The sequence below is a fragment of the Synechococcus sp. BIOS-E4-1 genome, from assembly GCF_014279995.1.
GTDB lineage: Bacteria > Cyanobacteriota > Cyanobacteriia > PCC-6307 > Cyanobiaceae > Synechococcus_C.
In genome coordinates, this window is sequence record NZ_CP047935.1 from 26,954 (window position 1) to 46,585 (window position 19,632).

The window sequence follows — 19,632 nt, forward strand, 5'->3', positions numbered from 1 at the left end:
CCATGACGGAACGTCTCCCCGATCGTCAGCTCGATCTCTGTGGGACGCCATGTCCGCTCAATTTCATTCGCTGTCGGCTCACGCTTGAGAGCATGACCTCCGGTCAGTGCCTTCAGGTGGATCTTGATCCTGGTGAACCTGAAGAGATGGTGGTTCCGGGACTGCGTCGTGATGGCCATCAGGTCCATGTGGAGCGCCTCTCCGATGCTCAGGTGCGGCTGAAGGTGATCTGTGCCGGTGATTAGCCATCAACTGCATCCGGGCATGGTTGTTGCACTTCAGGCCAACTACCTCGAGGTGGAGCTTGAGGCCCCGCCTGTCGATGTTCCTCCCCGTCTTCTCTGCACACGTCGCACCCGACTCAACCATCGTGGTGCAGCGGTCCATGTGGGTGATCGTGTACGGGTGGAAGCCATTGATTGTGATCACGCCAGGGCCGTGGTTGCCGATGTGGAACCTCGGAGCAGTTTTCTGGTTCGTCCTCCCGTGGCCAACGCCTCCTGCATCCTGGTGGCGGTTGCCGTTGAGCAACCTGCTCTTGATGCCGATCAGGTCAGCAGGTTTCTGCTCACGGCTGAGAAGACCGGATTGCAGGTTCTGCTGGTGCTGACCAAGTGCGATCTGCTGGATGCCGATGCTCTGTCACAACTACGCCAACGTCTGCAGGGATGGGGCTATGAACCGATTCTTGTTTCCACGCGTTCTGGCATGGGGCTTGAGGAGCTGCGCGCGCACCTGGCGACCGTTCCGATCTCTGTGCTTTGCGGCCCCTCGGGGGTGGGAAAGAGTTCGTTGCTGAATGGTCTCCTGCCAGGACTGGCGTTACGGGTGGGTGAGGTGTCAGGTCGCCTGCAGAGGGGGCGTCACACCACGCGTCATGTGGAATTGCATGCGTTCTCCCCTGGCTCCAGGGTTGCCGACACTCCGGGGTTCAACCGCCCGGAGTTACCGGATGATGTCTCCAATCTGGAGGTGCTGTTCCCAGAGCTGCGTGTCCAGCTTGACCAACATCCCTGCCGTTTCCGTGACTGCCTGCACCGCGATGAACCGGGCTGTGGTGTGACCCGCGACTGGGAGCGTTATCCCAAGTATCGCAAAGCTGTGGAGGAGCTTCTTGAGATCAGCCGCCCATTCCGGGCAGGTTGAGGTCGAGGCCGCCGGTGAGTTCCTGCATCCGCTCCTTCATGGTGCCAGTTGAGCGTTCGTAGGCCGATTGAAGCGCTGCGAGTGTGGCGGCTTCAGCAGCTTCCTGCCCTTCACTAAGCAGACTGGGATCCAATTTCACACGCAGTGGCTGCTGGTTGCCGGAGAGCCAGATGCAGGCTCGTCCGTCTTCGCTGCTGCCTTCGATCTCCATGGCATCGAGCTCTTCCTGCAGTTTCTGAGCGTCTTGCTGGATCTGCTGTGCCTTGCGGAAGGCTTCGGTGAGCTGTCCAAAATTGGGAAGTCCGAACCCGGCCATGGCATCGCTGAAGGAACAGAAAGGTTAGGCCGCCATCTCGAATCCCAGTCGTTTCACTTCAGGCTGGAGCTGGATGCCGTGGGCATCGGCCACCTCCCGTTGCACCAAGCCGATCAGGTTACGGATATCGGCAGCTCGGGCTCCACCGGTGTTGACAATGAAATTGGCATGCACTTCAGAGACCTGCGCCCCACCGACACGTCGGCCTTTCAGGCCAAGGCCCTCGATCAAACGACCGGCCTTGGCAGGTTCTGGATTGCGAAAGACGCTGCCACAGCTCGGTTGTTTGTAGGGCTGGGTGCTGGTGCGATGGTTGAGATTTCCGCTGGTGCGTTGTTGCAGCTCGACCGGATCATGACCTGCTTCAAGCTGAAATTCAGCGGCCACGACCAGTAACGGCTGGGTTTGAAGAGCACTGTGGCGGTAAGCGAAATCGAGCGATTCCCGCTCAAGCCTCCTGATCCTGAAATCGTTGCCTTCCAGAGGAACGACATCCACGCTGATCAATCGTTCAGCTGTACAGCCACCCTGAGCACCGGCGTTCATCACAGCGGCTCCGCCCACCGTCCCAGGGATGCCCACGGCCCATTCAAGCCCCTGCAATCCTTTTCTCGCGGCACGCCTTGCCAGGGTTGGGATCGGTTCACCGGAGCTTGCCCGCACCCTGCCGCTCTGGGCATCCAGATCAAGTCCCTGCAACCGTCGCAGGCAGAGCGTGAGTCCTGGAAGCCCTGCATCAGCAATCAGCAGATTGGAGCCTGAACCGATCACGCGGAGGGGTAACCCTTCATTGGTTGCCCAATGAAGCAGGGTGGGAATCTGCTTGGCCTCATTCGGTTCGGCCAGCCATTGCGCCGGTCCGCCCACTCGCCATGTTGTGTAGTGGGCCAGGGAAACCCGCTCCTGCAGGATTCCCATGTCCTTCAGGTCTCTCAAGCTGTCAGTGTCGACTGACATGACGTCTGCTCCTGAAATGAGTTCGGTGAAAGCCGCGACCAGAGACTGTTCACATCACCGGCTCCCATCGCCAGAACGAGGTCATCAGCACAGCTGTGTTCCCGAACCAGATCAGCCAGCTCGTCCATGGTCTCGGCCACCAGAACCGTCTGATCGGAACTATGTTGCTGAATGCATGACGCCAGGCCTGAGCTGCTGACACCGGGGATGGGGGCTTCACCAGCTGAGAACACCGGAGCCAAGACAACGATGTCGACGTTGGAGAGCGCCAGCGCGAATTCATTCTGAAATTCCTGCGTGCGGCTGTATCGATGGGGTTGAAACACGGCCATCAGTCGTTTCGGGCTGCGTGGCAGCGGGCTTCGCCCACTGGACACCATGAGAGTGGCCATCGCCAGGGTCGCAGCCACCTCACTGGGATGATGGGCGTAGTCGTCCACCACCAGACGTCCCTGCCAGTCGCCGCGATAGTCGAAGCGGCGACCAGGTGTCTTGAGCTCGTTGAGGTGTTTGACCAGACGCTCGAGAGGGATTCCCTCCAAACGGCAGGCAGCGAGAGCTCCCAGGGCATTGCTCAGGTTGTGAATGCCTGGCAGCGGCAACGTAATTTGACCGACGTACTCGGATTGTTCATAGAGATCTGCAACCGTGTGGTCGCCCTCGAGGGCTACCGGCAGAGCGGCGAAATCAACGTTGTCGCTGCGTTGCACTGACCACCAGGCATCAGCTTGGAAGTGTTCGCTCAGGATCGGGTCGTCCTGATTGGCAAGCAGTCGACCGCAACCGGCTGCGAAGCGCCGCATGGTGGTGATCAGATCATCCAGATCCCTGTAATGGTCAGTGTGATCCAGTTCCAGATTGGTAATCACGCCCAGGGTTGCGTTGAATTTCACCAGGGAGCCGTCGGATTCATCGGCTTCTGCCACCAGCAGACGGCCTGAACCTGCATGTCCATTGCTTCCGTAGCAGGGAACGATGCCACCGATCACAGCGGTGGGATCTTCTCCAGCACTGTGAAGAAGTGAGGTAACCACCGTGCTCGTGGTGGTCTTGCCATGACTGCCCGCAACCGCGATTGAAGGCTGTTGATCGATCAGGGCAGCGAGCAGATCGGAGCGGTGCCAGACAGTCAGTTGCGATTGGCGGGCTGCAGCCAGTTCCGGATTGCTGTCAGGGATGGCGCTGCTGATCACCACCAACGGCGTTGCTACACCTCGTTTTTTCAGTTCATCAAAGTTCTGTGCCGTCTGGGAGGAGAAAGCAACCATCCCAAGCGACTGCAGCGCTTCCATTGCGGGAGACATCCTGCGGTCGGAGCCACTCACTCTGTGACCGCGGCTGAGCAGAATTCGAGCCAGGGCAGACATGCCAATTCCGCCCGCACCGATGAAGTGCACTGAGGAAGGGCTGTCAAGCGATCTGCTCAAAAACAAATGCCATGGACGCGCACCATAAATCAGCATTTCCTGCTGACCACTAATTGGCGCAGACTGTCGCGCTCGCTCCCTCAATCATTCGATGAAGAAGCTCATTCATTGGAAATTAGCGATTTCTGTATGATCAGCGGCCATCCTGCGGATTGTCCGCTTCTGTTATGACCCTGCGCGTTGCGATCAATGGATTCGGCCGAATCGGTCGCAATGTGATGCGGGGTTGGATCAGCCGTGGCGCAGACACCGATATCGAGATTGTCGGTGTGAATGCCACTTCAGACCCCAAGACCAGTGCTCACCTGCTCACTTATGACTCCATCCTGGGCAAGCTTGATCCCAGCGTGAAGATCGAAACCACTGACGACTCGATGATCGTCAATGGCAAGCAGGTGAAGTTCTTCTCCGATCGCAATCCCCTCAACTGCCCCTGGAAGGACTGGGGGGTCGATCTGGTTCTGGAGTCGACCGGTGTCTTCAACACCGATGAGAAGGCCAGCATGCACATCCAGGCCGGCGCCAAGAAGGTGATTCTCACCGCTCCGGGTAAAGGCCCCAAGGTCGGCACATTCGTGGTGGGCGTGAATGAGGATCAATACCGTCATGAAGATTTCGACATCCTCAGCAATGCCAGTTGCACCACCAACTGCCTCGCTCCCCTGGTGAAAGTGATCGATCAGTCGATCGGCATCAATCGTGGCCTGATGACCACCATTCACAGCTACACAGGCGACCAGCGGATTCTCGATAACAACCATCGCGATCTGCGCCGTGCCCGCGCTGCTGCTGTGAACATGGTTCCCACCTCTACCGGTGCAGCCCAGGCTGTTGCTCTGGTCTATCCCGCTGTGAAGGGCAAGTTCACCGGTATCGCGATGCGCGTTCCCACTCCGAACGTTTCAGCCGTTGACCTGGTGTTTGAGTCCAACCGTGCCTCCTCCGTCGATGAGATCAAGTCGATCCTCAAGGCTGCTGCTGATGGCCCCATGAGCAAGATCATCAAGTACGGCGATCTGCCCCTGGTGTCCAGCGACTACGCGGGTACCAATCAGTCGACCATCTTTGACGCGGATCTGACCCTTGCCATGGGCGACAACTTCTTCAAGATCGTTGCCTGGTACGACAACGAGTGGGGCTACAGCCAAAGAGTCGTGGACCTCGCCGAGGTGGTGGCCAGAAACTGGAAATGATCAGGATCTGATCTGATGGCTCATCCCTCCCTGCGGGAGGGATTTTTTTTGGTCATGCATCATTCAGTGAGGAGCCGAAGTGATCAAATCCTGCAGCGGCAACAGGACGTCTGGTGTCACTCCACACAATTGCATTGCTGTCGCCCGTGATCGAGCCGATCCGGTGGCTGCCCGGTTGATGGTCAATCCAGCGTTGTGCCCAGGCCGGTGGAAGACTCAGCACCAGCTCGAAATCCTCGCCGCCGTTGAGGCACCATTCGTCCCATCGGCTGCCTGAAGGCCAGTCCGTTGACTTTGGCAGCCATTCCCGCGTCAGCTGAGCACCGCAATGACTGCTGCTGCAAAGTGCCTGAACCGCTGCCAGAAGGCCATCGCTGCTGTCTGTGCCGGCGGCTCGCCAGGGCATGTCCTTGGGTTTTTGATCCAACAGAGTGTTCAAGGCATCCAGCCGCGGAATGGGTCGTTGATGCCGGGAGATGGCCAGGTCCCGCAGGCCGACCGTCAGCGTCTCGTTCTCATCAAGTGCTGGATCGCCCTGCAGAAGTGCAAGCCCCAGCCGGCTCAGGCCATGGGCTCCGCTGGTCACAAGCCAGTCACCTGGACAGGCATCAGCGCGGTGCAGACGCAGAGGGCCGACACGGCCCAGTGCGGTGACCGAGATCAGTCTTTGGCTGCCTGCGGAGCAATCCCCTCCCAGCAGGATGCCTCCGAAGCAGCTGAGAGCTTCGTTGATCCCGCGGTAAAGATCCTCCACCCAGCTCCAGTGAGTGTTTCCAGGTGCCACCAGAGCAACCGTGATCCCATCCACAGCAATGGCACCGCTGGCTGCCAGATCCGACAGGTTGGTCGCGACGGCCCGCCAGCCCACATCCTCAGGGCTAGTCGTGCGGTCACTGAAGTGAATGTCTTCCACCAGAACGTCGGTGTTCACAAGCAGCTGCCGGGTGTCGGCGGCCAGGGTGCACGTGTCATCAGCCAGCTGGCCCGGTGGAGCAAAGCAGGCCAGCCGCCTGAGCAGCTCCGCTTCACCCAGCTTCGCCAGTGTGAGCGTCACGGAGCTCAGGCGTGCTGCTGGAGTCGATCTGCACCTTCGACAACTCTGATCTTCTTGATCTCATCGTTGACGCCCAGTTCTTCGAGTACATCGAACCCGTCCACGACATAGCCGAAGGCTGCATTGCGCCCATCCACAAGATTCAGCCCTGCTGGCGTCAGCTCCGCTTCGTAGAGAAACAGAAAGAACTGGGATGAGCCGTCATCGAGGGCCTGATCGGAGTGTGCCCAACCCAACGTTCCCAGGGTGGCGAAGGGAAGCACTGGAGTGGCTTTGAACAGACCCACGTCTTCGAAGGTCTGGTTGTAGAGGGTTTCCGGCTCATCGGGAACACGGATTTCGAGGGGCACGTGACGTTCCTGCTTGGTTTTTGGATCCACATAGCCGATGTCAGGGCCTTTGGGATCGCCGCTCTGCAGGATGTAGAAGTCTTCGGCACGGTTGAAAGGCAATCCGTCATAGAAGCCCTTCAGGCTGAGATCGATGAAGGCACCGGCGGTGAGCGGTGCGTTGTAACCATCCACCACGGCAGTGAGATCGCCTTCCGTGGTTTCGATCACCACAGTGGCTCGGCCGGCCAGCCTTGGCAGGGCATCGAATTCCGAAGGGATCGCTGGCAGTCGGTCATCAATCAGCAGTGCTTCCAGATCACCGATCTGGCTGAGGGTCTGGCGCCGTGACTGGATAAATCCCGATTTGTCTTTGTCTTCAACGCGTTCCTGCAGAACGTTCAGGTCATCAGCTACCGCATCAAGGATCTGTTCAGCCTTTGATTGATCGTCGCTGGGCATCGCGGCGATGATTGCGCTCCTCCTATCGCTCAGCTGGGACTGGGTGCGCTTGAGGCCGCGTCCGAGAGCGCTCCAGCGCTTGGCACGCAGGTCATCACTGGTGCCTTCAAGCTGATGCTGAAGATCGCGCAGGTCCTGCTGATTCATGGGTAATGAATCGCGCAGGATCGCCGCTGGATCCTGCACGGCGTTTCCTTGGGGGAGTCCCGCCCAGGCCGCTGGGGTCCAGGTCACCCCAACCAGCATCAGCAGGCTGATAAGCCATGCGCTCAAGCGCTGAAATCCCAACCGAATCGCCAAGGAGAACCCCAGGTGCTGAAAGGACTTTGGCACAGCCGTATGATCCCCTGAACCGTTCGGCGGGAATGATCTCCAGCAACGACTTTCGCACCGGCACCACGATTGAGCTCGACGGTGCCGTTTGGCGCGTGGTCGAGTTCCTGCACGTGAAGCCTGGCAAAGGTTCGGCCTTCGTTCGCACCAAGCTCAAGGCTGTCCAGACCGGCAGCGTTGTTGACAAAACCTTTCGCGCCGGAGAGATGGTGCCTCAGGCTTTGTTGGAGAAAACCACCCTCCAGCACACCTACATGGAAGGTGAGGACTATGTCTTTATGGACATGTCGAGCTATGAGGAGACCCGGCTCACCGCTCAGCAGATTGGTGACAGCCGCAAATACCTCAAGGAGGGGATGGAAGTGAGTGTGGTCTCGTGGAACGAGAAGCCCCTTGAAGTTGAATTGCCCAACTCCGTTGTGCTGGAGATCACCCAGACCGACCCTGGCGTGAAAGGTGACACTGCCACTGGTGGAACCAAGCCTGCGATCCTCGAAACCGGTGCTCAGGTGATGGTTCCTCTGTTCCTTTCGATTGGCGAGAAGATCAAGGTGGATACCCGCAACGATTCCTACCTGGGTCGGGAGAGCAGCTGATCATGCAACTCGATCACGATCAGCTGCACAAGCTTTTGGATGTCCTGGGTGATAGTGATATCCAGGAGTTCCGCCTTGAAGGCGACGACTTTCGCCTGGAGGTTCGTCGCAACCTGCCGGTCACAGCGGTGGCTGCCCCGGTGGCCCCTGTTGTCCAGGCTGTGCCCCCGGCCCCTGTCGCTGATGTCCCTGCCCAGGGGGAAACAGCTTCAGCAGCCCCACCGCCTGCGGCGGGTTCCCGTTCTGATCTGGTTGATGTCACGGCACCGATGGTCGGGACTTTCTACACCGCTCCTGCTCCGGGGGAAGCTCCCTTCGTGGAGATCGGTAATCGGATCAATGCCGGTCAGACGATCTGCATTCTTGAGGCGATGAAGCTCATGAACGAGCTGGAAGCGGAGGTTGCAGGCGAGGTGGTGGAAATCCTTGTGGATAACGGCACTCCGGTGGAATTCGGTCAGGTGCTGATGCGCGTCAAGCCCGGCTGAGCTCCCAGGCCGCCTGGATGGCGGCCAGCATGCTTGCTCCCCTTGCCACTCCTCGTCCGGCGATATCAAAGCCTGTGCCGTGGTCTGGAGAGGTTCGCAGAAAAGACAAGCCCAGAGTGGTGTTCACGGCCTGATCGAAGGCCAGCAACTTCACCGGAATCAGGCCCTGATCGTGATAAAGGGCCAGGATTCCATCAGGTCCGATCTGACCAGAATCGTTGCTCCAGGCCTTGGCCGCACTCAGCCAGCAGCTGTCTGGCGGTAAGGGGCCTTTCAGCTGAAAGCAGGGATGCTCGCTCGCCCACCGCTCCAGCAACGGCTTCAACCACAGCTGCTCCTCTTCTCCGAGTTGCCCCTGCTCTCCGGCATGCGGGTTGAGGCCGGCCACCAGCAATTGAGGAGCAGGATTGAAGCGCAGGCAGAACCCTGCCAGTTCATCGAGCTTGCGTTCAACCAGGTCTGCCGTGAGCACTGCTGGAACCTGACCAAGCGGGATGTGCGTGGTGGCCAGCAAAGTGTTCAACCTCCATCCGGTTGCCGGGGAGACAGCCGTGAACAGCATGGAGGCAGTTTTGCGTCCATCGAGTTCCGCCAGACGTTCGGTCTGACCGGGATAGTGATGTCCGGCTTGATGCCAGGCATGTTTCGCGATCGGTGCTGTCACCAGTGCCCGTGCTTGTTGTTGTTGGACCAGCTCCACAGCTCTGCTCAGCCATCGGAACCCGGCTTCTCCGCTTCTGACTCCTGCATCGCCGGGAAGCAGAGGCCCTCCAGGTACCGGTAGATCCTCAATCGTCAGTGCATCTGGATCCGCGATGGGGTCTGGCGTGTGCAATCTCAGATGGTCAGCGGTCTGTTGCAGGCTGGCCCTGCAGCCCACAAGCACGGGCATCGGCATGTCCGCTGGTCGCCTGGGATCAGCCAGGGCTTTCAGCGTGACTTCCATGCCGATTCCAGCAGGATCTCCGAGTGCGATCACAAGGCGCTGTTTAGCGTCATGGCATTCGATGGATGAGGTCATGCTGCGTTGGCTGGTGATCGGCCTGTTGCTCTACGGCCTGGGAACGGCTCTTCGCCAGGGCTGGCTGGAAGTTCAGTGGAGTCGCATGCTGCATGATGCAGGTCTGAACTTCATTGATCCTGATCAGCCCTTGAGGCTGGATCGGATTCCTCTGCTCAGTCCGGAGCGCACCGAGTCGGATCCTCCGTGAGTCTCTCCGCTTCCAGGCAGTGGGAGAGTCCGCTGCGGAAGTTGGGATGAATCAGGGTGTAGCCAAGTGTCTTGCAGAGAAGATCGTTGCTCACCCTGCGATTTTCGGCCCAGAAGCTACGGGCCATGGCACTCATGTCTGCCTCGGCATCCTCGTAATGGCGAGCTTCCGGCAGATCGCAGTCCAAAAGGTCTGCGGCATGACGCTGCATCACATGACTCGGAGCTGGCTCGTGATCACAGATGTTCACGACCGGAGGGTGCTGCCCTGCGGCAGAGCAGTGCATCATGTGCAGGCAGGCCGCGGCGATGTCGTCGACGTGCACCCTGCAGAACACCTGTCCTGGCTTGTGTATGGGTTTCAGGGTGCCAGCCTTCACTGCGGCCAGAGGTGAGCGACCCGGTCCGTAGATCCCCGGTAAGCGCAGAATCTGTACGGGGAGTCCGCTGTTCAGCCACTCTCGTTCGCAGATCAGACGTCTGCGGCTGCGATCCTGGCCTGGTCGCGGTGCATCCGTTTCACTGACCCAGGCCCCTCCTGTGTCGCCGTAGATGCCGGTGGTGGACAGATAGCCGGCCCAGCGAAGGGGCAGTCGACTGAGCTGAGACCCCAGTGTCCGCAAAACAGGGTCGGTCTGATCACGGCCTGGGGGAATGGTGCTCAGCAGATGGGTGACACCATGCAGCTCTGAGTCCGATGGCAGCACGTACTGGTCAGTGTCAAAGCGCAGAGCTCTGCTCTTGGGATCGGGGTTTCTGCGAGTGGTGAGCACCCTGATGTTCAGGGCTTCCGCCAGGGCCGCGACCCGACGTCCACTGAAGCCAGCTCCAAGGATGCACAGCGTGGATCCAGTGGGCAGCGATCGGCAACGGTTGACAAGCGATTCCGGCATGAGTACAAACGTATCAGTGGCAATGCAGCCGTGACCAGTTCCTGTCTTCCCCTGATGTCCTATCCGGCGTCCATGCTGCCTCGAAGCGCCGATAATCGCAGCATTGTGATCTCGACTGGCGAGAATGCTGCGTTGCGTCGCTTGGCTGCGACTTTGTTTGCCTCGGTCTTGGTGAGTGCGGCCTTTTTGCTGGCACCTGAGCAGCCTCAACAGCAGGCATCAATCTGTCAGCAGCATCATTCAGCAGAGGCTTGCAGAGTCTGGTGATCAGGGATCGGGCTGCGTTGGTTCAGGCAGCCTCAAAGCCCCAGTCCTGATGTCCCTGATTGTTGAGGGATGCATCCGGTGCCATCGATGCATTGGTGGTTTGATTCAGTTCCGGTTGTGCCCATTGCAGAAGTCTCAGTGCAAGGCGCAAATCACCATCCATCCAGGCACGGATCGCCATGGCTCGGCGCGGATCGTAAAAGCGCTGGCGTCGATACCAATCAAAAACATCGGAATCTGATTTGTGCCCATTGCATGAGAGGCAGGCGGGAACACAATTTTCTGTAATGCTTAAACCACCCTTAGCTCTTGGAAGAATATGGTCGATCGATTCTGATTGTTTACCGCAGTAAATACAGCTTTTGCCGGTGTAAGTGTGTAGCGATTGACGCCATCTTCGGACTCGCAGTTTAGGGCATAGATCTTCAAGGAAAACCGCGTCCCTGTTATGCATCCGAATGGTTCGGTTGTGATAATTCTGTCGCTTTCGCTGGCTTCGTCAATGTGTTCTTCGCTGCATTTTTGGCACTTTTTCAAGTGTGATATTTGAGGTTCAAGCCCCTTGTGGTGCTCAGAAGAAGCAATACAATTCCATTTGCTGAGTTGTCGTTACGGCTTCATCAACGTCCAGCTGCAGCCTTGGGCTCACCCCTTCAGGACTTGTGAGGGTCACCTACCCCTTTGATGCCGTGACCCACGCGCAGATGGGTCGGATCAGGCCTCGGGGACTCTGGAAAGGCTCGAAGCATGGCTGGGAATTTCCCCTGGCCGCAGCAGAGTGCCTGCTCGACCGTTTGGGCTCACGTTTTCGGGTTGAAGAGGAACTGGTGCGTTGGCTGGACTGGCACCGTCATCCATTGCCGCCTCTTCCTCATCACCGGGAGCTGATGGCCAGTGCCGACCTGGATCGGCCTCTTGCTGATGGTCGTACACCGCTTCCTCATCAACGTTCGGGTGCGCGCTGGCTGCTGGCTCGTCGTGGAGCCTTGTTGGCTGATGAGATGGGTTTGGGAAAGACGCTCACATCCCTTCTGGCGGCTCGCGCCTTGCTGCGTGTAGTGCCTCTGCGCCTGATGGTGATCGCTCCTGTGGGACTTCACCCGCACTGGCAGCGTGAAGCGAAGTCTCTTGATCTCGAGTGCACACTGCACAGCTGGGCCCGCTTACCGGGTGACCTTCCGGAAGCGGGAACACTTCTGGTGGTTGATGAAGCCCATTACGCCCAGTCACTTCAGGCTCAGCGGACCCAGGCCCTGTTGCGCTTGGCCCGCCATCCGCGGCTGCGGGCGGTCTGGATGCTCACGGGCACACCCGTCCGCAATGGTCGACCGATTCAGTTTTTTCCGCTGCTGGCTGCCATGGATCATCCACTGGCTCGCGATCAGCGTTCATTTGAGGAGATTTTTTGCCAGGGACACTGGAGTGAACAGGGTGGTCGGCGCCGTTGGCGTGCTGATGGTGCAAGTCGTCTGGAGGAGTTGCGGCGCCTCACCAGACCATTGATTCTGCATCGACGCAAGCAGCAGGTGCTGGGTCTTCCGGCCAAGCAGCGTCGCTGCCATGGCGTTTCACTGGCTGCTGATCAGGCGCTTGGATTCGATCACCGCCTGCGTCTTGTGGTGGAGGACTATCGCCGCCGTGTGCAGATCGGTGAAGTGCGTTCGGATGCTGAATCACTTGCCGTGCTCACCTCCCTGCGCATGATTGCGGCGGAATTTAAGCTTCCAGCTGCTCAGGCGCTGGTGGAGCAGTTGCGTGCTGATGGTCAGGCGATCGTGCTGTTCAGCTCCTTCGTGTCACCGCTTCAGCTCCTGCAGCAGCGGCTGGGTGGTGAACTGTTAACCGGTCGGCAAAAACCGGAACAGCGACAGGCTGCTGTGGATCATTTTCAGGCTGGTGGAACGGATCTGCTTTTGGCGACCTACGGCTGCGGAGGGTTGGGATTCACACTGCATCGGGCACGTCAGGTCGTGCTTCTGGAGAGGCCCTGGACCCCGGGCGATGTTGACCAGGCGGAGGATCGTTGCCACCGCATCGGCATGGATGGCGGGCTGACCAGCCATTGGCTTCAGCTTGGTCTGGCCGATCAGCTTGTGGATGGTCTTGTGGCCAGCAAGGCTGACAAGATCGAGTTGCTGCTGGGCCCACGTCGTATCAGCGTGGATCGTCAGCCGTTACCAGCCATGGTGTCCCGTTGTTTGCAGGATTGCTGACGCACGTCCAGCTCGTGCTCGAGCAGAGGATCTCTGGATTTGTTCTGGTCTTTGAGCAGGGATAAGGCCTGGCTCACATCAGCGCAGGCCTCTTCATCACGCCCCATCAGTGTCTGGATCAGTGACCTGTCGGTCAGCGGCACTGGATTGCCAGGGTGACTCACCACAACCGCATTGCAATGATCAAGGGCTTTGTCCAGTCGCTGCAAATTGAGATCTTCAAGGCAGCTGGATGCTTTCACCTGGGCATCGGCTGAAACAGCTTGGGGACTCTTGGCGTTCCTGCAGGCCTGGATCGTGAGTAGCAGAGCGCCGATCAGGAGAAGCGAATGCGGCCATCTGGACCTCCAATCGGCTCGCGCAGGCCTAAGCAATGTCAACGGTTTCAGTAGCTGTATCGATCATCAGCATCCCAGTCTGTTGAAGTTGCACCGTTGGAGCTGCTGTTCGTGATTGAGCTGGCACTGCTGGCGCTTGAAGACTTCTTGGAGCTTTTGCGTCCAAACAGATCCCCCAGATATCGACCGCAATCCGGATAGCTGCCGGGTTCCTCAACCACTGTTTCGGTGATCATCACAGCCGCATGCTCTGGAGATGTCTTGAACACGCCACTGCTCTGACGTTTGATCAGGGCATAGGAGGCTTTGAAGCTCACAGAGTGATCATTGCCGTTGCTGCGCATGTAGCAATACACCTGAGCGCCCTTTTTGGAGTCGGCGCTCGCAGCCTCAACAGGTGCAGCTGCGAGCAGCATCCCAGCCAGTGGCAGCAGGACGGCGAGGCGGGTGCGGAGGCTGGCCATCGATGGACAGAAAAGGCGATCTGCGTCAACGTATCGGCTTGTGTTTGGCTGTCCAGAGGGGAATCAGGAATTGCCAAGCCCGAGAGGTGTGAGCAGTTTCACCACCAGTGGCAGAACCAGAAGCACGGTGATCAGTCGCACTGCATGCAGTGCCGCAACAGCGGCGCCGACGCCGTAATCCTCTCCGACAAGGCTCATGCCGCTGATTCCACCGGGCGCTGCTCCCAGCAGGGTGATCAGAGGATCAACGCCAAGCAGACGACTGGCCCATAGACCAACCACCAGACCTGTCATCACCAGCGTGAGCGTGATCAGCACCGCTGGCTTCCAGAGATTTTGCAGCTGCTCGAGAGATGTTTGCGTCAGTCCGGTGCCGATCACCGTTCCGATTCCTATCTGAAGAGCAGTGCGCGTACCGGGCGGCCATTCGGCAAGCTCAAGACGCCCGCTCATGCTCACCACCGCAGCACCGATCAGTGCGCCCGCAAGCGGTGCAGCTGGAATCCCAGTTTTCAGAGCGAGTAGTCCCATTCCAGTTCCGGCCAGGGCATACACCAGCAGGATCATCAGAGAAGGCATGGCAGCCGCAGGCAGCAGATCTCTCAGTTTGAGGCCAGAGCGGGATCGCTTCGATTGACAGCTCTTGAGACTTGGTCACCCATGTGTTGTCATCAGGCCAGCACTCGCCCGTCTTCGGATGACTCAGTCCGTATCCTTCCGCATCACTCGTACGGCGGAAGATGTCGCCCAGATGCTCAACGCCCTGTCGCAGCGTCTGGTCAAGCTTGAACAGCGCCTGGAGAGCCTGGAGCTGCAAGTGCGTCAGCAGCGCAGTGAGGCCGAAACCATGCCGGCTGAACAACGGCAGCGTCTGGATGACGTGGATCAACTGCTGCTCGATTGCCAGGAGTTGTTGAACAGCACTGAGCTTTGTTCGGATGCGGTTTCCAATTCAGCTGAAATGTTGTCTCAGCCTTCAATGAGTGAGTCTGAACACGAGGCTGCGGCCGCATAAGGCTGGTCGGAGGTGGCAAAATAAAAAGAAAGTCGACCATGGCAGCCACCACTTTCTCAACCTCTGGTCCTCGCAAGACCGGCAAGAGCCGTTGTTCCCTTGCTCCAGGCTCATCGGGATTGTCGTCAGCCGGCTCCAGCGGCTTCTTCGAGGGTGGTCATCAGCTTGAAAAGCTTGAATTCGCCTTGGCCGTAGCCATCACCCGCGGCGATCAATCCAAGTCTGATCAGTTGCGTGCTCAGATTGCTGACCTGGGCGGCAATATCGAAGAACCAGGCACCTGAGGTGTCATTTGATCGCTGAATGGAGCGCTGTTGAAATGCATGCTTGAGGTCTCATAATTCTTATGTGAGCTTTTTTATGGATTGATATTTTCCGCGGTCATTTGTTAATATCAATGCAATGGTTTATTTGTTGCTGTGACGGCGTTGTTGAAATCTCCTGTACCTTTTCAATCCGTGGAGCCTGACCGAGAGCAACTGCTCAGTCGCGCAAGACAATGGTTTGAACAAGCTCGCGCCCAGGCAAGTGAAGGAAACACCGCTGGATCAGCTCAACTGATCTTGAAGGCTCTCAATCACGAACGCAGGGCTGGGAGTGTTGGGCCCCAGGTGGTTCAACTGATTAAACCCAGGGCTTCAACGTCAAGCTGGGGTAATCGAAGTTGATCATCTACTGATCATTGTTGATCAATCAATTCAAGCGGGTGACCGGATTTGAACCGGCGACGTTCAGCTTGGGAAGCTGACATTCTACCACTGAATTACACCCGCATATTAATAATGTTATCCTAACTCTACGGTTTTCCGGAAGTCATTCTGGCATCTCACTGACTCAGGATTTCCGAGGCTGCGCTTAATCCAGCACCCATGGATCCCTTATGCAGGCCGAGCGATTGCAGAACTGATTCGATTGCTGCCACCGCCATCAGCAAATCCCGGTCGCAGACAAATCCAAGATGTCCGATACGGAACACCTTGCCTTTGAGATGGTCTTGGCCACCAGCGAGCAGAATGTGATATCGCTCTTTCACAGCCTTGCGTAACTGTTCGGCATCGATGCCATCGGGTGCTACTGCGGTGATGGCAGGACTGCTGTGGCCTTCTGCGGCGAACAGCGGCAGACCGATGGCCTTCATGGCTGCCAAGGTGGCATTGCTGTGCTTTGCATGCCTGGAAATAATTGATTCCAGACCTTCGGCTTGCATCATCTCCAATGCTGCTTCCAGAGCGAAATAGAGATTCACTGCTGGGGTGAAGGGATTGCTGTTTTTGGCGGCCGTTTTCCTGTAAGGGCCAAGGTCCAGATAGAACTTCGGCAGATCGGAACGTTCGTAGGCCTTCCAGGCTCGTTCGCTCAAGGCAACGAAGCTCAGGCCGGGGGGCATCATGTAGCCCTTTTGGGATCCGGAGGCAACAACATCCAAGCCCCAGGTATCCATCGGAACATTGGCAGCTCCAAGACTGGTGACGCAGTCAGCAATGGTGAGGGCCGTGCCGTGGGCTCTTACATGGCCACTGATGGTCTCAAGGTCATTGATCACTCCGGTGGAGGTTTCGGAGTGGGTGAGGATCACAGCCTTGATCGATTTGGCAGTGTCGGCTTCCAGTGCGCTGCGAAATGCGTCTGGATCGAGGGGTTGACCCCATTCGGCTTTGATCACTTCCACATCCAGGCCGTAGGCCTTTGCCACTTTCACCCAGCGTTCACCGAACTTGCCGTTATCACCACAGAGCACCTTGTCTCCACGGCTGAGCGTGTTGATGATGCCCGCCTCCATTGAGGCAGTGCCGCTACCGGTGATCACGAGCACATCGCTGCTGGTCTGATGCAGCCAGCGCAGCTGCGCATTGGTGCGTTCCACCACGGCCTGGAATTCGCTGCTGCGATGGCCAATCGGGTGACGGCCCATGGCCTTGAGCACTGTTTCGGGCACCGGAGTGGGTCCCGGGATCATCAGGGTGAGCTTTTCCTGCACGGGCGCAAGGGGGTGCCAATCGTTCATTCTAAAAAATGATCTGCATGGCCTCCCATCGCCACAACATCCGCCTTTCCCGGAACCGGGTTGACTCTGCCTGTCTGGGTGGCGGCGGCGGCGCGCGCTGCGGCGCTTGTACTGGCTGGGTCTGCCGTACCCGAAAGTGTTGACCTCAGGATCCCTTCTGAGCAAGGAGTGCGTCGGGTGGAGGTGCATGCGGCATCGCTGCTGGATGGCAGTCAGAAGGCACTGGCGATCAGCATCTGTGATCCCGGTGCTGGTTTGGATCTCACCCGCGGCCTGGAGATCTGGGTGCTTGTAAGCCGAAGCTCCTCCAGAAAGGGATTGCAGATCCGCGCCGGCGAGGGCGTTGGTCGGCTGGAGGACGACGGTTCACTTTGTATTTCTGGTTTCGCCCGAGAGTTGCTTGAGCTCAATCTCAGCGATCTGTTGCCGGTTTTGGGCGGCCTGGACGTGGAGGTGGTGTTGCCGCGTGGTCGGGAGTTGGCACTGCGAACCAGCAATTCCGCTTTCGGTGTGGTTGAGGGTCTCGCCTTGATTGGCACCCAGGCGGAGGTGCAGACCAGTGCTTCCCCTGATCAGTTGCAGTTGGCTCGTGAGCGGTTGCGTGAGCTCACGGATCAGACCGGTTTCGCAGGTCGGTTGACGCTTGTCATCGGTGAAAACGGTTTGGATCTGGCGCAGCAGCTGGGACTGTCCGATCAGCAGCCGCTATTGAAGTCAGGAAACTGGATCGGGCCCCTGTTGGTGGCTGCTGCTGAATCCGGAGTACAGCAGCTGCTCGTGCTCGGTTACCACGGAAAACTGATCAAATTGGCAGGAGGGATCTTTCACACCCACCACCACCTCGCTGATGCACGCCTGGAGGTGTTGGCTGCTCTGGCCGTGCAGCAGGATCTCAGTCTGGAATCCATTCGCGCCCTGCTTCAAGCCGCCTCGATCGAACAGGCCTGGGGTTGGCTGCAAGCCCATGATCGTGAGCAGGCCATGGCGCTCTGGATGGCGGTGGCTGAGGCGGTTGAAGGGCGGAGTGAGGCTTATCTGAAGCGCTATGGCTGCACCGGCATGCACGTTGGGGCAGCCCTGTTCAATCGTGAGCGTCAGCTGCATTGGGCAGGCCCTGAAGGACGACTGATGCTTCGGCATTGCGGCCTTCAACTCCATCCCGTCGCTGCTGATTCAGGTCAAGGCCCTTCTCTACGCTGAACTATTGGCGGCCGATTTCCGCGGCCTACCGTTCCACGGCTTTCGTGTGAGATGTCCCAGGTTCCGATTGAAGGTCAGCGACAGCCGGCAATCGTCATTCTTGATTTCGGCTCCCAGTACTCCGAACTGATTGCCCGCCGGGTGCGAGAGACCGAAGTGTTTTCCGTGGTGCTGGGATACAGCACCTCTGTTGAAGAGCTACGCCAACTTGCGCCCAAGGGGATCATCCTCAGCGGCGGCCCCAGTTCGGTGTATGCCGATGGTGCTCCTCTCTGTGACCCACAGATCTGGTCGATGGGGATTCCGGTGCTCGGCGTCTGTTACGGCATGCAGCTGATGGTGCAGCAGTTGGGCGGACGTGTGGTGGCAGCCACCGGTAAAGCGGAGTACGGCAAAGCACCGCTCGAGGTGGACGATCCCACGGACTTGCTCACCAATGTGGATAACGGCTCCACGATGTGGATGAGTCATGGGGATTCGGTGGAAGCTCTTCCGGAGGGCTTCGTGCGCCTTGCCCATACGGCGAATACTCCTGAGGCGGCCGTCGCTCACCATGAGCGCCAGTTGTATGGGGTGCAGTTCCATCCCGAGGTGGTGCATTCCACCTGCGGCATGGCGATGCTCCGCAATTTCGTCTATCACATCTGTGGCTGTGAGCCTGATTGGACTACAGCAACGTTCATTGAGGAAGCTGTCAAACAGATTCGCGACCAGGTCGGCGAGAAGAGGGTGTTGCTTGCTCTCTCAGGTGGCGTGGATTCCTCAACCCTGGCCTTTCTGCTCAAGAAGGCCATTGGTGATCAGCTCACCTGCATGTTCATTGATCAGGGCTTCATGCGCAAGGGCGAGCCTGAGTTCCTGATGGACTTCTTTGACCGCAAGTTCAATATATACGTTGAGTACATCAAAGCCCGGCAACGGTTCCTGACCAAACTCAAGGACGTCACAGATCCGGAGCAGAAGCGCAAGATCATCGGCACCGAATTCATCCGTGTTTTTGAAGAGGAGAGCCGTCGCCTCGGTCCCTTTGATTATCTGGCCCAGGGCACGCTCTATCCCGATGTGATCGAGAGTGCTGGGACCAATGTCGATCCCAAGACCGGTGAGCGGGTGGCTGTGAAGATCAAGAGCCACCACAACGTGGGTGGCCTCCCCAAGGATCTTCAGTTCAAGCTGGTGGAACCGCTGCGCAAGTTGTTCAAAGACGAAGTGCGCAAAGTCGGTCGCTCGCTCGGACTTCCTGAGGAGATCGTGCGTCGTCATCCCTTCCCTGGTCCGGGTCTGGCGATTCGCATCCTTGGTGAAGTCACAGCGGAGAAACTTGATTGCCTGCGTGACGCGGACCTGATCGTGCGCGAAGAGGTGAAGGAAGCCGGTCTGTATCACGACATCTGGCAGGCCTTCGCCGTTCTGTTGCCTGTGCGGTCAGTGGGAGTCATGGGTGACAAGCGCACCTATGCCTGGCCGATTGTGCTCCGCTGCGTTTCCAGTGAAGACGGTATGACCGCAGACTGGTCAAGATTGCCCTACGACCTGATGGAGACCATTTCCAATCGCATTGTCAATGAGGTGAAAGGTGTGAACCGTGTGGTTCTGGACATCACCAGCAAACCGCCTGGCACCATCGAGTGGGAATAGTGCAAAACATCCAGAGAATCGCTCTCTGGATGTTTTTTGTTCATGCCATCCCTAGATTTGTAATGGTCGAAAGACGGTTGTGATCTGA

The 19,632-nt window shown here is 58.2% G+C and carries 24 protein-coding genes and 1 tRNA gene; 12 read left to right on the top strand and 13 right to left on the bottom strand.

Annotation, left to right across the window (positions count from 1 at the left end):
• Positions 1 to 2 precede the first annotated feature (2 nt).
• A complete protein-coding gene (locus SynBIOSE41_RS00115) occupies positions 3 to 245 on the top strand; it encodes a sulfurtransferase TusA family protein (RefSeq protein ID WP_066908608.1) in 243 nt (80 codons plus the stop codon).
• Positions 246 to 264: 19 nt separating this feature from the next.
• Positions 265 to 1,146: a ribosome small subunit-dependent GTPase A gene (gene rsgA, locus SynBIOSE41_RS00120; RefSeq protein ID WP_186540615.1), complete on the top strand. Its 882-nt coding sequence runs from the start codon at positions 265 to 267 to the stop codon at positions 1,144 to 1,146.
• On the opposite strand, the gene SynBIOSE41_RS00125 is transcribed toward rsgA, so the two are convergent.
• Genes SynBIOSE41_RS00125 through murC form a run of 3 tightly spaced genes read right to left on the bottom strand, consistent with a single transcriptional unit; the run spans position 1,121 to position 3,846 of the window.
• A complete protein-coding gene (locus tag SynBIOSE41_RS00125) occupies positions 1,121 to 1,462 on the bottom strand; it encodes a YbaB/EbfC family nucleoid-associated protein (RefSeq protein ID WP_066908605.1) in 342 nt (113 codons plus the stop codon). The two genes, rsgA and SynBIOSE41_RS00125, sit on opposite strands and share 26 nt — an antisense overlap.
• A gap of 24 nt (positions 1,463 to 1,486) precedes the next feature.
• Positions 1,487 to 2,419, bottom strand: coding sequence for a UDP-N-acetylmuramate dehydrogenase (gene murB, locus SynBIOSE41_RS00130; RefSeq protein WP_186539172.1), 933 nt, complete (start codon positions 2,417 to 2,419; stop codon positions 1,487 to 1,489).
• Positions 2,395 to 3,846, bottom strand: a complete 1,452-nt coding sequence (gene murC, locus SynBIOSE41_RS00135; protein WP_255475874.1) for a UDP-N-acetylmuramate--L-alanine ligase — start codon at positions 3,844 to 3,846, stop codon at positions 2,395 to 2,397. Before murC ends, murB begins: the two co-directional genes overlap by 25 nt.
• Positions 3,847 to 4,013: 167 nt before the next feature.
• Between murC and gap the strand changes: the two genes are divergently transcribed.
• A complete protein-coding gene (gap, locus tag SynBIOSE41_RS00140; protein WP_114990516.1) occupies positions 4,014 to 5,039 on the top strand; it encodes a type I glyceraldehyde-3-phosphate dehydrogenase in 1,026 nt (341 codons plus the stop codon).
• A 52-nt stretch (positions 5,040 to 5,091) separates the two neighbouring features.
• On the opposite strand, the gene thiL is transcribed toward gap, so the two are convergent.
• On the bottom strand, positions 5,092 to 6,093 hold the full coding sequence (thiL, locus tag SynBIOSE41_RS00145; protein WP_186539174.1) for a thiamine-phosphate kinase: 1,002 nt from the start codon (positions 6,091 to 6,093) through the stop codon (positions 5,092 to 5,094).
• A 5-nt stretch (positions 6,094 to 6,098) separates the two neighbouring features.
• Positions 6,099 to 7,217: a peptidylprolyl isomerase gene (locus SynBIOSE41_RS00150; RefSeq protein WP_370594160.1), complete on the bottom strand. Its 1,119-nt coding sequence runs from the start codon at positions 7,215 to 7,217 to the stop codon at positions 6,099 to 6,101.
• A gap of 32 nt (positions 7,218 to 7,249) precedes the next feature.
• Between SynBIOSE41_RS00150 and efp the strand changes: the two genes are divergently transcribed.
• On the top strand, positions 7,250 to 7,813 hold the full coding sequence (gene efp / locus SynBIOSE41_RS00155) for an elongation factor P (RefSeq protein ID WP_066908590.1): 564 nt from the start codon (positions 7,250 to 7,252) through the stop codon (positions 7,811 to 7,813).
• A gap of 2 nt (positions 7,814 to 7,815) precedes the next feature.
• Complete coding sequence (accB, locus tag SynBIOSE41_RS00160) at positions 7,816 to 8,301, top strand: acetyl-CoA carboxylase biotin carboxyl carrier protein (RefSeq protein ID WP_186539175.1); 486 nt, start codon at positions 7,816 to 7,818, stop codon at positions 8,299 to 8,301.
• On the opposite strand, the gene pdxA is transcribed toward accB, so the two are convergent.
• On the bottom strand, positions 8,288 to 9,322 hold the full coding sequence (gene pdxA, locus SynBIOSE41_RS00165) for a 4-hydroxythreonine-4-phosphate dehydrogenase PdxA (protein ID WP_186539176.1): 1,035 nt from the start codon (positions 9,320 to 9,322) through the stop codon (positions 8,288 to 8,290). The two genes, accB and pdxA, sit on opposite strands and share 14 nt — an antisense overlap.
• On the opposite strand from pdxA, the gene SynBIOSE41_RS00170 reads away from it, so the two are divergent.
• Positions 9,309 to 9,512 carry a 4-hydroxythreonine-4-phosphate dehydrogenase gene (locus tag SynBIOSE41_RS00170; RefSeq protein ID WP_231857105.1) on the top strand — a complete coding sequence of 68 codons (204 nt, stop codon included), beginning with the start codon at positions 9,309 to 9,311 and terminating at the stop codon, positions 9,510 to 9,512. The two genes, pdxA and SynBIOSE41_RS00170, sit on opposite strands and share 14 nt — an antisense overlap.
• On the opposite strand, the gene SynBIOSE41_RS00175 is transcribed toward SynBIOSE41_RS00170, so the two are convergent.
• Positions 9,478 to 10,404, bottom strand: coding sequence for an SDR family oxidoreductase (locus tag SynBIOSE41_RS00175; RefSeq protein ID WP_186539177.1), 927 nt, complete (start codon positions 10,402 to 10,404; stop codon positions 9,478 to 9,480). The genes SynBIOSE41_RS00170 and SynBIOSE41_RS00175 overlap by 35 nt on opposite strands.
• Positions 10,405 to 10,434: 30 nt before the next feature.
• Here SynBIOSE41_RS00175 and SynBIOSE41_RS00180 point away from each other — a divergent pair, with 30 nt between their 5' ends.
• The gene (locus SynBIOSE41_RS00180; protein WP_255475875.1) at positions 10,435 to 10,671 is read left to right on the top strand and encodes a serine protease inhibitor; all 237 of its coding nucleotides are present in this window, start codon (positions 10,435 to 10,437) and stop codon (positions 10,669 to 10,671) included.
• A gap of 22 nt (positions 10,672 to 10,693) precedes the next feature.
• On the opposite strand, the gene SynBIOSE41_RS00185 is transcribed toward SynBIOSE41_RS00180, so the two are convergent.
• Positions 10,694 to 11,125 (bottom strand): HNH endonuclease, encoded by a 432-nt coding sequence (locus SynBIOSE41_RS00185; protein WP_255475876.1) that lies wholly within the window; start codon positions 11,123 to 11,125, stop codon positions 10,694 to 10,696.
• 250 nt (positions 11,126 to 11,375) lie between these two features.
• Here SynBIOSE41_RS00185 and SynBIOSE41_RS00190 point away from each other — a divergent pair, with 250 nt between their 5' ends.
• A complete protein-coding gene (locus tag SynBIOSE41_RS00190) occupies positions 11,376 to 12,884 on the top strand; it encodes a DEAD/DEAH box helicase (RefSeq protein WP_186540617.1) in 1,509 nt (502 codons plus the stop codon).
• Here SynBIOSE41_RS00190 and SynBIOSE41_RS00195 read toward each other — a convergent pair.
• From SynBIOSE41_RS00195 to SynBIOSE41_RS00205, 3 genes are all read right to left on the bottom strand, one after another.
• A complete protein-coding gene (locus SynBIOSE41_RS00195) occupies positions 12,839 to 13,264 on the bottom strand; it encodes a hypothetical protein (protein WP_255475877.1) in 426 nt (141 codons plus the stop codon). The genes SynBIOSE41_RS00190 and SynBIOSE41_RS00195 overlap by 46 nt on opposite strands.
• A gap of 5 nt (positions 13,265 to 13,269) precedes the next feature.
• The gene (locus tag SynBIOSE41_RS00200) at positions 13,270 to 13,686 is read right to left on the bottom strand and encodes a DUF6554 family protein (protein ID WP_186539178.1); all 417 of its coding nucleotides are present in this window, start codon (positions 13,684 to 13,686) and stop codon (positions 13,270 to 13,272) included.
• A gap of 63 nt (positions 13,687 to 13,749) precedes the next feature.
• Positions 13,750 to 14,265 carry an AbrB family transcriptional regulator gene (locus tag SynBIOSE41_RS00205; protein WP_066908559.1) on the bottom strand — a complete coding sequence of 172 codons (516 nt, stop codon included), beginning with the start codon at positions 14,263 to 14,265 and terminating at the stop codon, positions 13,750 to 13,752.
• A 118-nt stretch (positions 14,266 to 14,383) separates the two neighbouring features.
• Here SynBIOSE41_RS00205 and SynBIOSE41_RS00210 point away from each other — a divergent pair, with 118 nt between their 5' ends.
• Both SynBIOSE41_RS00210 and SynBIOSE41_RS00215 read left to right on the top strand, forming a co-directional pair.
• Positions 14,384 to 14,701, top strand: a complete 318-nt coding sequence (locus tag SynBIOSE41_RS00210) for a chemotaxis protein (RefSeq protein WP_255475878.1) — start codon at positions 14,384 to 14,386, stop codon at positions 14,699 to 14,701.
• 38 nt (positions 14,702 to 14,739) lie between these two features.
• Entirely contained in the window at positions 14,740 to 14,985 is a 246-nt protein-coding gene (locus SynBIOSE41_RS00215) for a hypothetical protein (RefSeq protein WP_186541441.1), read from the top strand.
• A gap of 417 nt (positions 14,986 to 15,402) precedes the next feature.
• Here SynBIOSE41_RS00215 and SynBIOSE41_RS00220 read toward each other — a convergent pair.
• A tRNA-Gly gene (locus tag SynBIOSE41_RS00220) sits at positions 15,403 to 15,474 on the bottom strand.
• Positions 15,475 to 15,527: 53 nt separating this feature from the next.
• Positions 15,528 to 16,679 carry an alanine--glyoxylate aminotransferase family protein gene (locus SynBIOSE41_RS00225; RefSeq protein WP_186540619.1) on the bottom strand — a complete coding sequence of 384 codons (1,152 nt, stop codon included), beginning with the start codon at positions 16,677 to 16,679 and terminating at the stop codon, positions 15,528 to 15,530.
• A 54-nt stretch (positions 16,680 to 16,733) separates the two neighbouring features.
• Here SynBIOSE41_RS00225 and cbiD point away from each other — a divergent pair, with 54 nt between their 5' ends.
• Both cbiD and guaA read left to right on the top strand, forming a co-directional pair.
• Positions 16,734 to 17,906, top strand: a complete 1,173-nt coding sequence (gene cbiD / locus SynBIOSE41_RS00230; RefSeq protein ID WP_255476075.1) for a cobalt-precorrin-5B (C(1))-methyltransferase CbiD — start codon at positions 16,734 to 16,736, stop codon at positions 17,904 to 17,906.
• Positions 17,907 to 17,957: 51 nt separating this feature from the next.
• On the top strand, positions 17,958 to 19,544 hold the full coding sequence (gene guaA / locus SynBIOSE41_RS00235; protein ID WP_186539180.1) for a glutamine-hydrolyzing GMP synthase: 1,587 nt from the start codon (positions 17,958 to 17,960) through the stop codon (positions 19,542 to 19,544).
• Positions 19,545 to 19,632: the final 88 nt, after the last annotated feature.